Consider the following 16318-nt stretch of genomic DNA (forward strand, 5'->3'; position numbering starts at 1 on the left):
GCTCCTCATTTATTGCGATATGGCCTCAGAGCGTTTTACTTCTTTTGAGCAAGGAAGGCATTGATTTGATTCTTCAATTCTTCTTTAATTTTTTCTACACCCGAAGCCTTCAAATCCTTATTCATCTTCGACAAATTATCATTAACGTCGCCGAAGCCGGACAATAAGAATGGAAGATACTTATCCATAACAGTGCTGCATTTGGCGATTTCATTTTTTACAGGCTCTTGATCGAATGTAAATCCAGCCAATACATTTTTCTTATAGGTATCCGGCTTAAATTGATATTCATAATAGTGCTGAATCTGCTCCGGCAACCCTGTCGGAATTCGATGAAAATTCGGATTCCAAGTCAACTCGAAGGCAGGGAAAGCGTAATTTTTAGCCGGATCGACTCCATCCGGAATCTTCCACTGATTATCTCCTACAGGCTCCCAGTTTTTACCTTCTATACCGTACGTAAATAAGTCATTGTTCTCCTGACTGGAGAAAATCCAATCCAGGAATTCCATTGCTCTATCAATTTTTTTAGAAGAAGCAGGTATGGCAATGAAATTCCATGCCTTGCCATCCGTAGATTGTGTTCCAGGTGTCATTTCTTGATTGTTCTTGAAGATCGGCCAGAAACCAAGCTCCGCATTCGGATCTAACGCCTTTTGCTTGGCTTCTTCCCCAGTAAACCCATTTAATGTTCCGTATCCCGCAGAGACAGGCTTTCCTGTTCCAGTCGTGTTTGTCAAAGTATCTGCCGGAATAAATTGGTTAAACCGCTTCGCTTGGTTAAACTGGTTCATCAAATAATCGAGACCGTACTTAGGATTAATGTTCGCCCATTCGGATGCCGGATCTCCATAAGCCGCCACACCCGCGACGGATTTTCCATCATCTGCGATTTGAACGTAAACGAAATTTTTCTTCGGATTTGAGCCGCCGATAAATGGAAATACGTTCCCTTCAAGCTGTTGTGCATTGATATCCGTAAATAGCTTGAAGAATGCAGTGTTGCCATAGTTCCCGAACGGAGTCATGTCTTTTTCGTTTTCTTTTACTTTTTCAAGGAAGTTATACAAATCATCATAGCTGCTGATATCCTTCATCCCATACTTGGTCAACAAATCTTTCCGATACCAGACACCTTCCATATCCATGAAAGCGTTTGTAAGCGGAATGGCATAGAGCTTGCCATTCATCTTATTATCATTGATATACTCTTCTGAGAAAGCCTTCTGAAGCCCGGGATATTTGGGGTTGTTAAAGTATTCGCTTAAATCCGCCAATGCGCCGTCTCTGGCGAATTTATCCTTTGACCACGGGTTAAAGAGGTCGATGTCCTCTCCCGATGCGATCCATAATTCATGCTTGGGACCATAGTCGGCAGGCGGTGTAAAGGTAAGATTCAAGGTCGTATTAAGCGTATCCTTCGTCCGTTTCTCAAACTCCTTAATGACGGGATCTACATCGCGATACATCCCGTTTTCAGTCCCGAACAGACGAATATTAAGCGTAACCGGATCCTTAGTTGCGGGCGATGAACTTTCTGCCGTGTTGCTGGTAGGCGCAGTGCTTTCACTCGGCTTGTTTGATGCCTTGCTGCATCCAGCGATTGACGCAGCAAGCATGGTTGCAGCAAGCGGTAATACAACAACCTTTTTGTTCATTTTTTTTCCTCCCTTTTATTATTTAATCCTATATACTAAACCGCTCTCGCGGGTCTAGCCCTTAACAGCTCCAACTACTAGTCCCTTAACAAAGTACTTTTGCAGAAATGGATAAACAAAAATAATGGGACCTACAGTGACTACGGCAGTAGCCATTTTGGCCGTGTTGGTTGGAACGACATAATTAGCTAATGTTATCCCTTGCATTTGATTCAATTGATTCGCAAAGTCCACTTCTCTTAATACCTTCATGATCAGATATTGCAAAGAATACAGATCCTTATCGGAAATAAAAAGTGTGGCCGTAAACCATTCGTTCCAGAAACCGAGTCCATAAAACAATCCGATCGTTGCCATTGCAGGTTTGGCAAGCGGAAGGATGATTTTAAATAAAATATAGATGTCATTCGCACCGTCAATTTTGGCGGACTCCGCCAGCGAATCCGGTATTTGCTTGAAGAAGTTCCTTAACAGAAACATATTAAACGGATTAACCAAGGCCGGTACAATATAAACCAAGATATTATCGCTTAAACCTAAATACTTGGAGATAAGAAGGTAGGTAGGTATCAAGCCTCCGTTAAACAGCATTGTGAAATAGACGAAAAAGGCGATTTTGTTTCTGTGAGTAAACGTTTTTACGGAAATGGCATAAGCCATCGCACTTGTAATGATCAAGCAAAGAATCGTACCCATAACCGTGAAAATGATCGTTGTCTTGTAAGCGCTAAATATGGCGTTATCCTGAAATATGACCTCGTAGGCAAACAACGAGAATTGTTTTGGAATAAGCGCAAAGCCGGTCAATTGTACGGATTTTTCGTCTGATAGGGAGCTCGATAGAATAAGGATAAAAGGCACAATGCAAAATATTGAAAATAAGGCCATGAAAAGATAAGAAAATAGATCTAATGCTTTATTCTCCAAGCTGCTTTTCATTTGTTTATCTCCTTTCTCAAGTGAAAACGGCTGCGCCGTCCCTTGGAGGAGCAGCATACGTTTCGCGAATGAAATATAAGCATAGTATAATGAAAACCTATACTTTCTTATATTTTTAAAAAATAGCGGAGTCCGAATCATATTTCTTGGCGAGATAATTGGTTGTATATACGATGACAAAACCTACAAAGGATTGATAAAGTCCGATCGCAGTAGACATGCTCATGTCATTCATTTGTCTAAGCATTCTGAATACATAAGTGTCAATAACATCGGTCGTGTCATACAAATAAGGGTTATCGCCTACAATCGCATAGATCATTCCAAGATCCCCGTGGAAGATGCCTCCGATGCCAAACAAGGTCAACAGTACTGCTGTCGTTTTAAGCTGCGGCAAAGTAATCTTCGTAATGCACTGCATACGGCTGGCACCGTCCATTTTGGCTGCTTCATAGATTTCCTGGTCAATGCCCGCTATAGCAGCCAGATAGACAACGGAACCGAAGCCTGCGGTTTTCCATATTTTTAGAACAACCAATATTCCAGCCCATAGACTCGGGTTGGCATAAAAATTGATTTCCTTTCCTTCCTGAATAAAGCCCAACGCTTTTAAAACGGAATTAATTAATCCTACATCCGTCGATAGCAGGGCAAAAACAAACATCGAAACTAATGTCCAGGATATAAAATTCGGCAAGATGACAAGCGATTGCGTCACTTTCTTAAAATACTTGGAGCTGATTTCAGACAGCACAATGGCAATGAGGATCGAAAAAAACAAACCGGTAATAAGAAACAATAGATTTAAATACAACGTGTTCCAGGTTACAACAAGCCAATCCTTTGAAGTGAAGAAATACTCGAAATTTTTCAGACCGACGAATTTACTTTTAAAAAGCCCTTTCACCGTATTAAAGTCTTGAAAGGCCACGATGATCCCTACCATTGGCAGGTACTTGAAAATCACGAAATATAAGATGCCTGGCAAAACTAATAAATACAAATAGAAATTTTGTTTTACATCTGATAGGAAGCTCTTTTTTCTCTTCTTAACAACGCTGTCCGCTTTATTGCTGCTCAAAGCAACATTCATATTGATCATCCCCCCGTATGCTGAAAAAATCTCTCGGCTCGCGTCGTGGAAATACGGAACGCCTTTTCCCTTCTGACTCTAATATCACCTACATGAGTCTTCAAGTTCTCGTTTTATCAAAATGCCGCTTTGATGGTTTTTAAACCTGTTCGAAAACACGCTGCAGCGTATCCCGATGGTATTTGAACTCAGGCAGTTTACAACAGAAAAAGAACCGACAGCGTGGATGCTGCCGGTTCTTTTTCTGTTTCGCTTTACCATTCGAAGTTTGCTTTTGGACTCTCATCATTCTGGATACTCATTCTATAATTTTCCGGGGTTCTGCCAAAGTGTTTTTTAAATACGGTAAAGAAGTGCTTGCTATTCTCTGGATACCCAACCAATTCGGCAATCCTGCTGACAGGATCATTCGTTTCAATTAAAAGCCTCTGTGCTTCCGACATCCTGCATTGCGTAATATAATCCGACAAGGATATACCGGTTATCTCTTTGAAAATAGACCTAACGTAATTAGGAGACAGCTCTACATACTTGGCCACTGTATCCGTTGATAGGTTTATACTATTATAATGCTGCCTGACATAATCTCTAATTTTATTCGCAATCACAGTTTTTACATTTTCTTTAGAATCATTGCCTTTGGTGTCTACAACTTTGAAGCAGAGTGAATAGAGATACGTTTTTATTTCTTCCAAGGTTTCGCAAGTTTGAATCTCGGACACCAGTACCTTTATGCTGTATTCTCCATTCTCTATACTCGTCTTGGCGATACCGCTTAGCGTCCTTGTAAGCAACACGGCTAACTGCAGCACCGTTATTTGGATGACATCCGCGCTATATAAAGCAAGCCTTTCAAAAAACTCATTAAGGCTTGCCTCAATTTTTCTTAAATGGCTTTCCTTTATGGCTTCGATCATTCTCTTCTCAATATCATAAGGATATTCCTGGAGATCATTATCATTTCGCTGAGCGATTTCGCCATATTGTATGACTGCTTTTCGGCCGAATATAATTCGATAATTCGAAGCTGCCAGCGCATTTTGAAAGGATTTGCCTATTCCTTCAATCCCTTCTGCAATGTCCCCTATTCCCGCAGATACCGAGATCTTCAAATATTTCTCTACTTTGTCTTGCATTTCCTTTACCGTATCGAACAGGTTATCCAAAAGCTCATCACTTCTATGATCGACATTTAAAATAATACTGACATAGTCATTTCCGTTATCAACGCCCTCTACCTTAAAGCCTTTTTCCCTAAAAAATTCACATGCAATATTAATAATGGCGAATCTGACCAATCTGACGTCTTTCGACCATTTGCCTGAAAGAACCTTTTCAAGAGAATCCATTTTAAGGACAAGGGTCAAAAAGAACGGAGCGTCCAGACTTACCCCGCACTCCATTCTATACTCTTTGTCGAAGATTTTTTCGTCCAGTTCCCCATCAACTATTTTACTTAATAAAGTCTTCTTCTTATCATTCAATAATCGGTTTGAATCCAGTCTATATTTATGAAGCAATTTTCTGAAGGGATTATAGATGGTTGATGTAAAATAGACAGCTAAAAGGATTCCCGCAAGCATAAAAATAACGGTTAAAAACAATAATGTCTTTTGCATGGAATAGGCCGACGATAATAGCTTGCTATATTCGCCAATGCCTATAAATATTAAGCCTAAATGCTTTGCTTTCACATAGCTGACCAATGATTCCTTACCGTTAATCTTCGTTGTAAAGCTGCCTTTTTCATTGTTAGACTGCATGATTTGTTTCGCAAAGCTTTCATTGGCAAGATTTTTATTAATCATAGAAGTGTCATCATGGGATAATACATTGCCGTTTTTATACATGATCAATACTTGATTGAGATCTCCGGCACTGCCATTGGTAACCATCTGCTGCAGTATTTTTTGATTTAAATTAATGACTAATGACGATTCAACTTCACCCTTATTTGAAGTGTTTGCAAGAACCAGGGTCAAAAAATTTTCGCTTACATTGTTATTACTTATTACATAATCCACTTTTCTTGTAAAATATTCATTCGAAACGTTACGTTCCTTATTCCTCAGGATACGGAGTATATCTTGATCCAAAAAATCCGTTGTTGACTGAATCCCTTCTCCTACCTCGGATATACTGAATAATACTCTGTCAGCCTTTGAATTATAAATATAAATGGAGCCGATAAGCGGATTTGACTTCACATATTGCTTTAATTTCTTTAATACATCTTGATCGGCAAATTGATCTGGTTTATCAACATACAAACCGTAATTAAGATCATTATCCATACTATTATTAAATAACTGATAAAAGTTATAATAGACATTAATGAGCATTGTATCTGCAATATAATAAGATTGCGAAATAAAGTTTTCAGAGGTTTGACTGATTTGCTCTATACTTTTATTGCTGTAGGTGCGAAACAAGACAAAGGAAAAAACAGACAATAGAACGATAACAATAATGAAATAGGACGATAAGATTTTTATTAATAAAGTATCCCTTCTAAAGAGGCGTGTTAGCCTTCCCCCCACACGTTCTACTTTCATTTGGCTACCCCCTCATTATATCTATTGGGAGAACGACCTGGGAAACCGGTCTTGTAATCCAGTCCCCCAATTCGCCCTGAACCGTCCTATCGTCACTTTAGAAATTGAATGCCGTACGCATGCTCATTAATGTCGAAATACCCCTGCTCCGCATCCAGAATCAGCTCGCCATTAATACACAAATTGGTGAAGGTGACACCATCCACGGTCCGCTCCCGGTCAAATCCGTAGATTCGGTTTTTATATTCATTTTTTCCGTTATAGGTCACATTCCGGAAATGAATATTCTCAATGCGTTTACCGGCAACAGGGTTATATTTCTCATTCCACACGATACGGATGTCCACCAGCTGGCCTAATTCAAAATCCTCCACACGGATGTTGTCATAGGTGACGTTCCGCACCGTATTATTATCGCCAACATTAATGTTCATGGCCCCCCAATAACCGGGCTGGGGCTCGTGGTGCTCCAAAATATCGATATTGCTGAACTGGATATCCTCGATCAAGTCACCGCCCCGGCGGTAGTCTCCATGTCCGCCGATATTCATTGCATGTGCAACGTCGGCCCATAAGACGGAGTCTTTGACACTAACGCAGCGCGAATCCCCTTTATAATCCCAGCGGCTGCCGTATACGGCAATACAATCGTCGGACGTCCGCAGGAACACATCCTCAATCTCTATATGCGAACTGGACATCATGTCGATGCCGTCGGACCATCCCCGCGTGCTGAAGGATTTGAAGTCGCGGATCCGGATATGCTCGGACTTGCCGATGTAAATGCTGTAATGCGGCGGATCGAGCAGCACGATACCCTCCACTGAAATATGATGCGAGAACATAATCCTAACGCCCCGAAAGGCGGAGAATCGGTGGAAGTCAGATAAATATATCACACCTCTGCCGCGTATGGTGACATCTTGTACATGATCGCAAACAAGGGAACCGACAACTATAGCGCCGCCGGCAATATAGACGGTTTTCCCGGACGGAATACGGAAGATCGTCTCCTCCAGATAATGCATCCCTGGCCCGAAATAAATCACCTCCGGTGCCGCTCCCCCAGGCAGCGGAAGATTCGCCAAACGTTGAATATCCTCCATTCTGTGAATGGCTGGCTTCAGGAACAGCACATTGGGGTCATCCGGTTTCGGTGGATTGTCCTCCGGTGCATTTGCGAAAAGATGCAAATTGCCAAATCGGTCCCCGTTCACTTCAATAGACAGCTTGCACGGTTCTTCCAAGCGGAAGGTAACGGTCGCACCTTCCACTTCGAACGGGATCCCCTTCGAGAGCGGGCGGATGACAGCTTGGTGAATAGGCCCCTTCCGGTTCTCGACCCGTACCTCCACCGGTCCACCACCCATGTCAAAATAAGACATGGAAGCCTGTCTAACATTGTGCATATCCACCTTCGCTTCATACACGAAAAGCGGCTCCCAATTCCCTCCGGGGATGCGGACGCTTACCTTAAAATCATCCCGGCCAACCGCCCCTGCGGGCGCTTCCCAAATTTTTAAATAGCTCAAGCGTTGTTCTCCTCCTAGCGTAGGATCATGTTACGTTACCATAAATACAAATCGTTCCCTTTCAGCTTGAAAACAGCCTCGATGAAATAATAATCGCCATAAATAATCGGCGTATGTCGATCCGGATTGTGGTACGCTGCAGAACCATTGATAAGGAGATGATCTACCTCCATCCTCCAGTCGCAGCAAGAAGCATCCAACGTCTTTAATAGTTTCAGAGCGGCGCTTAAATACAAATCCTTTTCATGCTCTTGAGCAACCTTTGCTATCTCGATTAGTCCGCAGGCAGCGATTGCAGCCGCCGTTGAATCCTCGTAAGCCGGCTCCTTCGGCTGACGGAAGTCGATTGGGATGATACCGTTTTCAGGAATATTAGCGATAAAATAATGCGCGATTCGTTTCGCCGTATCCAAATACTCCTGTTTACCTGTATGCGTGAAGCTCATCATAAAGCCGTACAGTCCCCAGGATTGTCCGCGAGTCCAAGAGGAACCGTCTTCGTAGCCTTGACCGCCGTAGGTGCGTAAGACCGAGCCCTCGTACGGATCGAACTCGACGATATGATTGACGGAGCCATCTGCCCGAACAAACGCGGACATCGCTGTATCCGCATGCCGCATGGCGATCTGCTTGTATCTTGGATCCCCGGTTTCTCCCGAAGCCCAATAAAGCAAAGGAATGTTCAACATACAATCGATGATCGCCCAGCCCCGGGTATCCGCCCCCTCCAAATCATTCCATGCGCGGATAAAGCCCCCGGCGAGATTAAAGCGGCCTGCGAGCAAGTTCGCCGCGTGCAGCGCCCGCTTCCTCGATACCGGGTTATTCGTTACTCTGTAGTTGGCCACACTGGTCGGGAGCCACATAAATCCGACATCATGATGCAAGCCATGGAAGATATGAAAGCATTCGTCAAGCAGCTCTTCCGAATGAACCGCGATGTCCTTATATTTTTCGTTGCCCGTCTCGTGGTGCATCAGCCACATCATGCCGCCCCAGAAACCGTTCGTCCACCAACTGATTCCGTCCGCCGGATCGCTGCCCGGTTTCATATCCGGTCGATGGTCATGCGTACCGTTAATTGTTGTATAGGGAATTTTATATTGCGATCTTTCGCTCACCACGTCCATTTTGGCCGTGATTTTCCCAATAACATCGCTGACCCATTGTCGATCGCTCGCCAGTAACACACTGCTCTCCTCCTCGAAGCCTTTTCCCTTTCACTTTAATATCACTATCTATGAGCGTTCAAGTTCTCGTTTTATCAAAACGCCGATTTGATGGTTTTTGAACCTGTTTAAAAACACGCTGCAGCGTATCCCGATGCGATTTGAACTCAAACTTGATGAGAAAACCTCTATCATTTTATAAATTCTATTATGGTCAAAAAGAAAAGAGCAAACGCATTCGTTGCTCTTTTCTCCATTCAAGCCTATGTTTAAATTTCAATGGCAAGGCAGTTGACGTATTCCGTTGGCAATGACTCCGGCAGCGAAACGACGAGCGCGCCGAACGATTGCTGGAAAGGCACTTCTCCGGCACCAAGCAGCCGCACGTTCTTCACCTTCTCCTCCGAACCAAACGTTCGGATTACGGCAAGACGGTCTTGCGGCACAGCCATTTGGAACGCATAGACCGTGCTGCCTTTCTGCGTGAACCGGAAATCCGATGCGGTCCACTCCGCCTTGTCTTCCTTAAAGTGATCAATAACGACGCGAGTGCCGCCTTCGCCCGACACGCGGAACGGCCGGGTGCCATATACCCCCTCCCCGCAGGCTTCAATCCACCGCGCCATTTCCTTCAAGATGTACCTGCATTCATCGTCGATCGTGCCATCGGGCTTCTGCGGAATGTTCAACAGCAGATTGCCGTTCTTCGCAATGATATCTACAAACATCTCGATGACATGCCCCGGCTTCTTGTAGACGGATTTTACATTATAGAACCAGTCGCCCAGGCAGGTGTCCGTCTGCCACGGTTCCGGTTTGATATCCGGCTCTTGGCTGCGCTCGATATCCATCACGCCGATGCTGTAAATCTCTTTCTTACGGTCCTTCTGGTTATACACCGCCCTGTTTACGCCGCCGTTAAGCGACGCGCTTGTGTTGTACAGGTGCGCAACGGCGTGCAGCCCCGTCTGGTAATCAGGATGATCGGGATTAAAGTCAGATTTGTCCCATGTGTTGACGAACGGCACCACGCCGTCAGAATACAGAAGATCCGGTTGATACTGGTCGATGACTTCCTTTACGATATCGAACCAACGCTTATGCCACCATTGATTCGGCGTATACCACGGGTCCAGATCGTACATTTTCTTGCCCGGGTCGTGATGCTCGCGGTTCGGCAGGTACAGATCCTCGTACTCGGGATCATTGCCGTCATAGGGAATGCCTTTATACGGTCCTTCCTTGTCCTGCCCTTTGTTCCAATGGAACCAACTGAACGTAGCGCCCAGATGTTCGGTCAGGCCGAACGGCAGTCCCCGCTTCACCGCAGCCTGCTTCCATAACGCGACGATATCCTTTTTCGGCCCCATGTTCACGGAATTCCACCGATGGATCTTGGAGTCGTAATTGAAAAAGTTGTCGTGATGCATAGCCTGCGCTACGAAGTATTTAGCTCCTGCCGCTGCGTACAAGTCCATCAGCTCTTCGGGATCAAACTTCTCGGCTTTCCACAGCTGCACAATGTCTTTGTAACCGAATTGCGACGGATGCCCGTAGTGCCGGATGTGATAGCGGTATTGTTCCGAGCCTTCGACGTAAAGATTGCGAGCGTACCAATCTCCGTACATCGGAACCGATTGAGCGCCCCAGTGCGACCAGATGCCAAGCTTGGCGTCCCGGAACCAATCCGGGCATTCGAACGTCCGCAAGGAATCAAAGGTTGGTTCGTAGGGACCCTTAGCAATTTCTGTATTCAGCAAATGAAAAACCTCCTAATTGGTATGATCTCAGTTACTTTGCCATTTTGTCGTACGCGTTCTGGTAAATTTCCAGATAGCGTTTCAGTTTTAAGCCATCGAAGCCCTTCACGTAAGCGTTCCACTCATTGTCCGTAAGCTTCTTCGATCCGGTTATGAATTGCGCCATATTCGAGCGGATGTAGTCATTGATTTGCGGCTTCAATTGGTTAACTTCTTTGGCGTCCGCCGTTTCCATGAAGATACCGAGCGGGAAGGTCTCTTTCGGCTGCTTGTTCTCGTAGTTGTTCTGCGTTTCGAGGAACAGTCTGTACTCATACCCTTCCTGCGTCATCGGATCTTTCGGAGCAACCCAGGATTCGCGGATATCGCGCGTCCGGCGCGTGATGCCCATTTGATCCCACGTGTCATTATTTGTAGTAGAAGAAACCATATCGAAGTACTCAGGCTTAAGATTATACTTCGCCGGTCTGCCTCGGACATCAACGGTTCCTGAAGGCGCCTTCTCCCAGTACTTCCCTTCCAATCCGTATTCGTTCGTGATCGCATGATCCTCGGACCACATGTAATCCGCCATCTTGATCGCCGCAATCTGTTGTTCTTTCGACGCCTTGTTCGTAATGGCGAATTGCCCGTTGCCATACGATTTGTAGTAAGCCGTATACGCAATGCCGTTCGGGCCCGTCAGAGGCGGAATGGATACATAATCTTTATGGCGTGTTTGGTCGGCCGCAAGGCTGAAGTACAGACTAGGAATGCCGCCGGCGATGACGCCTAGCACGTTATCTCCAACTTGGTTGGCTACCTGCGAAAGCGCGTCACCGTTTTGCGTGAACGATTCCTTGTCAATGAGTCCCTCGCTGTACAGCTTGTTCACATATTCGAGGCCTTGTCTCCATTCCGGCTTATCGGCGGAAAGATCAACCTTTCCGTCCTTCATATTGAAGAAGTCCTCGTCATTGTCATAAATAAACGCGTTCATGAGAAAGTTTGAAGGAACGCCATGCCATGTTCCAATGGCCCCGGAATAGGGAATCTCGTCGGCTTTGCCGTTGCCGTTCGGGTCCCCCGTCTTGAACGCCTTGAGAACGTTATAGAAGTCGTCCGTCGTTTTTGGCATAGGCAATCCAAGCTTGTCTAACCAAGCCTTGTTGATCCAGGCTTTCTGGGAGTACCAACAATGGAAGCAATCATTCACATGCGGGAGCGCATAAATGTTGCCGTCCGGCGCCGTAATGGCCGTTTTGAGATCGGGATCGTCATCGAACGCTTTTTTGATCTCACTGCCGTATTGGTCGATCAGATCGTTCAGCGGAAGCAGCACGCCCTGCTGGCCGTAATCGATCTGTTCTGACTGCGTGAAATCGCCGGAAAGGAACACGGAAGGGTAATCGCCGCTTGCCATAATCAATTTCTTCTTATCCCCTGCGCTCGCACTCGGCGCCGCATCGAATTTGAATTTGATATTCAGCTTATTCTCGATATACTTGGTAACGGCATTTGTTTTTATATCCTCAATGCGTGGAGATAATGACAGGAATACATCCAGCGTAACCGGACCTTTGCTACCCGAAGCCTGCTCGCCTTCGGCGTTGCCGCCTCCGCTATTTCCCGTAGTGTTGTTGCCGCCGCTGCATGCACTCAGGAGCAGGGCGATTAGCAACGCGAGGCTGACGGCCATTCCGATTTTTCGTCTCTTTTCCAAGATGACTCCTCCTTTTTATTCCTTTGCTGAGTTTGCGTCATTCTGCTATCTTCCGATTTTCTTGCCCGCTTTCGGCCTCACCTCCCTTCTACGTGGTTTCCCGCTATCCTTTGATAGAACCGATCATGATCCCTTGAACGAAAAACTTCTGGACGAACGGATAGATGCAAAGAATAGGGACCGTCGCTACCACGATAAGCGAAAATTTCAAAAGATCGCGCAACCCCTGTCTCGCGGCCATCTGATTGGCGTCCACGAGAGAAGATGCATCAATGCTATTGAGAATAAGGATGTTGCGCAGAATGATCTGAAGCGGATAAAGTTCGGGTGATTTTAAATAGATCAGCGCGTCGAAATAAGCATTCCAGTTGCCTACCGCGTAGAACAATATCAGCACGGCCAGGATGGCTTTCGAGAGCGGCAGGACGACTCGCCACAGAAATCCGATATCCGAGCACCCGTCAAGCTCCGCCGCTTCTCCCAGCTCCTTCGGAATGGTAGACTGGAAAAACGTTCTCGCAACGATGACCTGAAAGACAGCTAGCGCTCCGGGCAAAACCATGGCCCACCTTGTATCCAGAATACCTGCCGCCTTGACCGTGAGATACGTAGGAATCAGTCCACCGCTGAACAGGATGGTAAAGACTAGAATCATCATGATCGCATTACGCCCCACGAACGTCGACTTAGACAGTGGATAGGCGATTGCCACAGTCATGACAATGTTTATCATTACGCCAAGCACGGTATAGATGAACGAATTGATATAGCCGGTCAGAATGGCCGGATTAGAGAAGATTACCTTATAACCCATTAGACTTATGTCGACCGGCCACAGCCAGACCCGTCCGCTGACGACAGCTTGCGGCGAACTGAACGATGAGCTGAGGATGAAAATGAGCGGATAAATGACCACGGCAAGCACGCAAAAGAGAAAGATGTAGATGAGCCCAAGGAAAATCCTGTCGCGGACCGATTCGCGTATTGCGTTTACACGGTTCATAAATATCGTTCCTCCTTTACCACAGACTACTTTCGGAAATGCGTTTGGCAATCGAATTGACGGTAATGAGCAGAATCAGGTTGATGACGGAGTTGAATAGGTCGACGGCAGACGAGAAGCTGAAATTCGCTCCGAGTAGACCCATCTTATACACATAAGTGGATATGACTTCCGAAGTGCTGACGTTAAGCGGATTCTGCATCAGGTAAATCTTCTCGAAGCCGATGTTCATAATCTGGCCGACGCTTAGAATTAGCAGGATGATTGCCGCCGGAGCTATGCCCGGCAAATCGACGTGCCGTATCTTCTGCAATCGTGAAGCGCCGTCTACCTTTGCCGCTTCGTACAGCTCCGGATTGATGCCGGCTAGCGCGGCCAGGTAAATGACGGCACCGTATCCGATTCCCTGCCAGACATTGGAGAATACATAGATGCTCTTGAAATAACCAGGCGTGCCCATAAAGTTGATAGAATCGAAACCGAGCCCGCGAACAATGTAATCCACGAAGCCGAGCCGCGGAGAGAGGAAAATAATGATCATGGAAACCATAACGACGGTCGAGATGAAAAAGGGAGCGAAGGTTACCGTCTGGACGGTCTTCTTGAACTTCATGCTCTTGATCTCATTAAGGGCCAGCGCCAGAATAATCGGAGCGGGAAAGCCGACGGCTAATGAGTACAAGCTAATGCCGAGCGTATTCTTGATCAGCAGCCAGAAGTTTGGCGATTGAAAGAACGATTGAAAGTGCTTGAGTCCTACAAATTCACTTCCCGTAAACCCTTTAATGACGCTGTAATCCCGAAACGCAATTTGCGCGCCGTACATGGGAATGTACTTAAAGATCACGATATAAGCCATTGGAGCAATAATGAGCAGGTACAGCTGCCAATGCCGCTTGATCCCTTTCCACTTCCGCCTGGCGGACGGCAATCCGCTTCTCTTATACTTGCCGCGCGCATCCATAACACTGGTTTTCATTTTCCCGACCACGCCCTTTCCTTGCGGTAGATTCAACCTGACTGGCCTAACGATAGCGAACTCCGGCCGAGACCGTCAACGGACAGAAATCTACTGCCGAGCACATTTCTAAAAGCGCTTACATTCGTATGAATTTAAGGAACCGCTCATCTTTCGCATACCGATCAGTATTCTTCAAAACATAAAAAAGCCTTGATCCAGAAGGATTTTCTGAACCAAAGCTTGTACTTATTTTTGTTTATAGGCATCGTAAGCGTTCTGATGGATCTCCATATACCGGTCGAGTTTCAACTGCTTCAGCCCGTCCACATAGTCGTCCCAATCGGCATCCGTATCCTTCACGCCCGTAATGAACTGAACCAGGTTTGTTTGAATATATTCATCGATTGGAACTTTCAATCGGGCGGCTTCCTCGGCGGCGGAGGTATCCATAAAGATATAGTCCGGATAGACCTCATCCGGTTCCTTGCCCGCATACTTCCGCAGCGTCTCTTCATAAAGCCGATGCTCATAGTCTACGAACGAACCTGGACTCTCCGTCACGGCCCACGACTCCCGCAGGTCCCGATCCCGATAGAGCAGGCCCATCTGAGCCCAGACGTCATTCTGTGCGGACGAACTGGAAAATTCGGGATCGAGCCAATATTTTGCGGGCCTTCCGTGCTCGTCATATTCCCCCGGCCGTCCTTTCCGCCACCACTTGTTCTCTGGCCCCCACTCATTGCGGATAGTCGCCTCTTCCGTCATGAGGAAATCGGCCAAGCGCAGTGCGGCAGACGCTTCGGCAGCCGTTGCTTTATCGGTGACGGCAAAGGCCGCGCGGTCGAATGAACTGAAGTATCCGGCAGTCTGATAACCGGAAGGACCGATCAAGGGCGGGACAGCCTCATAGTTGCCGCTCCGGTTGCGGGTGTTGCTATCGAATACCATCCGGGCATATCCCGTCGTGACCGCGCCCAGCACATTATCTTTGCGAGATGCCGTCTCCACCAGCCCGTCAAGGGATTGGGTGAACACCTCCGGGTCGATCAATCCCTCGCGGAACAGCTTGTGGATATAGGCAAGCCCTTCCCGCCATTCCGGCTGGATGGCAGCCATTCCGACAGTGCCGTCACGCACAAAGAAGTAATTGGTGTCTGTGTTATAAATAAAGGCGCTCATCAAAAATCCCGTGATTTCCGTATGCCAGCTGTTCATCGCTCCGCTGAGCGGAATCTCGTCCTGGAGCCCGTTTCCATTCGGATCCTTCAGCTTGAATGCGCGAAGCACCTGGTAGAGCTCCTCCGTCGTCCTTGGCATTTCGAGGTTCAGCTTATTCAGCCACGACGTATTGATCCACAGCTTTTGCGCATACCAGCAATGGAAGCATTCATTTACTGACGGAAGCGCGTAAATATTTCCGTCGGGAGCCGTAATCGACTTCTTTAAACCCGGATTTTGGCGGAAAATCTCCTTCAGACGGTCGCCATATTGATCTATTACGCCGTTCAGCGGACGAAAGATGCCCCTCTGTCCATATCGCACCTGTTCATCGGGTGTCAGACTGCCGTCGAGAATGACCGCCGGGTAGTCCCCGCTTGCAAACAACATGTCTTCCGCATTGTCCAGTTCGCTCTCTTTGGCAATGACGAACTGGAGATCAATGCCGAGCTTTTGTTCCACATATTTCGTGAACCAATTATTCTCCAATTCCTCTTTCGTAAGGTCGGAGCCCACCAATACCTCAAGCTTCACGCGCTTGTCGGCGATAGGGAATTCACCCGGCTTACGGATGACCGTCTCCGCGCCACGATTCAGGGATCCGCCGGCCGGAAGGCCTTTCTCATGAATGATCCATAACATACAGCTTATCAGCGCGATTGCAGCCGCAACCATTACGGATAATACAATCGTTCGACTTCTGATCACTGTGTCCACCTCCGGGCAAT

Annotated in this window: 11 protein-coding genes; all 11 read right to left on the bottom strand. The window is 46.5% G+C overall.

Annotated elements, in window-relative coordinates; all coding sequences use genetic code 11:
- Nucleotides 1-35: 35 nt before the first annotated feature.
- The gene (locus PGL01S_RS16475; protein WP_127495693.1) at nucleotides 36-1658 is read right to left on the bottom strand and encodes an ABC transporter substrate-binding protein; all 1623 of its coding nucleotides are present in this window, start codon (nucleotides 1656-1658) and stop codon (nucleotides 36-38) included.
- Nucleotides 1659-1712: 54 nt separating this feature from the next.
- Complete coding sequence (locus PGL01S_RS16480) at nucleotides 1713-2597, bottom strand: carbohydrate ABC transporter permease (protein ID WP_127495694.1); 885 nt, start codon at nucleotides 2595-2597, stop codon at nucleotides 1713-1715.
- A 115-nt stretch (nucleotides 2598-2712) separates the two neighbouring features.
- Nucleotides 2713-3690 carry an ABC transporter permease gene (locus tag PGL01S_RS16485; RefSeq protein WP_127495695.1) on the bottom strand — a complete coding sequence of 326 codons (978 nt, stop codon included), beginning with the start codon at nucleotides 3688-3690 and terminating at the stop codon, nucleotides 2713-2715.
- A 254-nt stretch (nucleotides 3691-3944) separates the two neighbouring features.
- A complete protein-coding gene (locus tag PGL01S_RS16490) occupies nucleotides 3945-6245 on the bottom strand; it encodes a helix-turn-helix domain-containing protein (RefSeq protein WP_127495696.1) in 2301 nt (766 codons plus the stop codon).
- A gap of 92 nt (nucleotides 6246-6337) precedes the next feature.
- Nucleotides 6338-7777, bottom strand: coding sequence for a glycosyl hydrolase family 28 protein (locus PGL01S_RS16495; protein WP_127495697.1), 1440 nt, complete (start codon nucleotides 7775-7777; stop codon nucleotides 6338-6340).
- 35 nt (nucleotides 7778-7812) lie between these two features.
- The gene (locus PGL01S_RS16500) at nucleotides 7813-8907 is read right to left on the bottom strand and encodes a glycoside hydrolase family 88 protein (RefSeq protein ID WP_127495748.1); all 1095 of its coding nucleotides are present in this window, start codon (nucleotides 8905-8907) and stop codon (nucleotides 7813-7815) included.
- 308 nt (nucleotides 8908-9215) lie between these two features.
- A complete protein-coding gene (locus PGL01S_RS16505; protein WP_218032373.1) occupies nucleotides 9216-10706 on the bottom strand; it encodes an alpha-L-fucosidase in 1491 nt (496 codons plus the stop codon).
- A gap of 31 nt (nucleotides 10707-10737) precedes the next feature.
- Nucleotides 10738-12408, bottom strand: coding sequence for a type 2 periplasmic-binding domain-containing protein (locus PGL01S_RS16510; protein WP_244935620.1), 1671 nt, complete (start codon nucleotides 12406-12408; stop codon nucleotides 10738-10740).
- 103 nt (nucleotides 12409-12511) lie between these two features.
- On the bottom strand, nucleotides 12512-13411 hold the full coding sequence (locus PGL01S_RS16515) for a carbohydrate ABC transporter permease (protein ID WP_116393686.1): 900 nt from the start codon (nucleotides 13409-13411) through the stop codon (nucleotides 12512-12514).
- 16 nt (nucleotides 13412-13427) lie between these two features.
- On the bottom strand, nucleotides 13428-14375 hold the full coding sequence (locus tag PGL01S_RS16520; protein WP_373864164.1) for an ABC transporter permease: 948 nt from the start codon (nucleotides 14373-14375) through the stop codon (nucleotides 13428-13430).
- 243 nt (nucleotides 14376-14618) lie between these two features.
- Nucleotides 14619-16298: a type 2 periplasmic-binding domain-containing protein gene (locus PGL01S_RS16525; RefSeq protein WP_127495699.1), complete on the bottom strand. Its 1680-nt coding sequence runs from the start codon at nucleotides 16296-16298 to the stop codon at nucleotides 14619-14621.
- Between the last annotated feature and the right edge of the window lie 20 nt (nucleotides 16299-16318).

It is taken from the genome of Paenibacillus glycanilyticus NBRC 16618 (assembly GCF_004000805.1).
In the GTDB taxonomy this organism is placed as follows: Bacteria; Bacillota; Bacilli; order Paenibacillales; family Paenibacillaceae; genus Pristimantibacillus; species Pristimantibacillus glycanilyticus.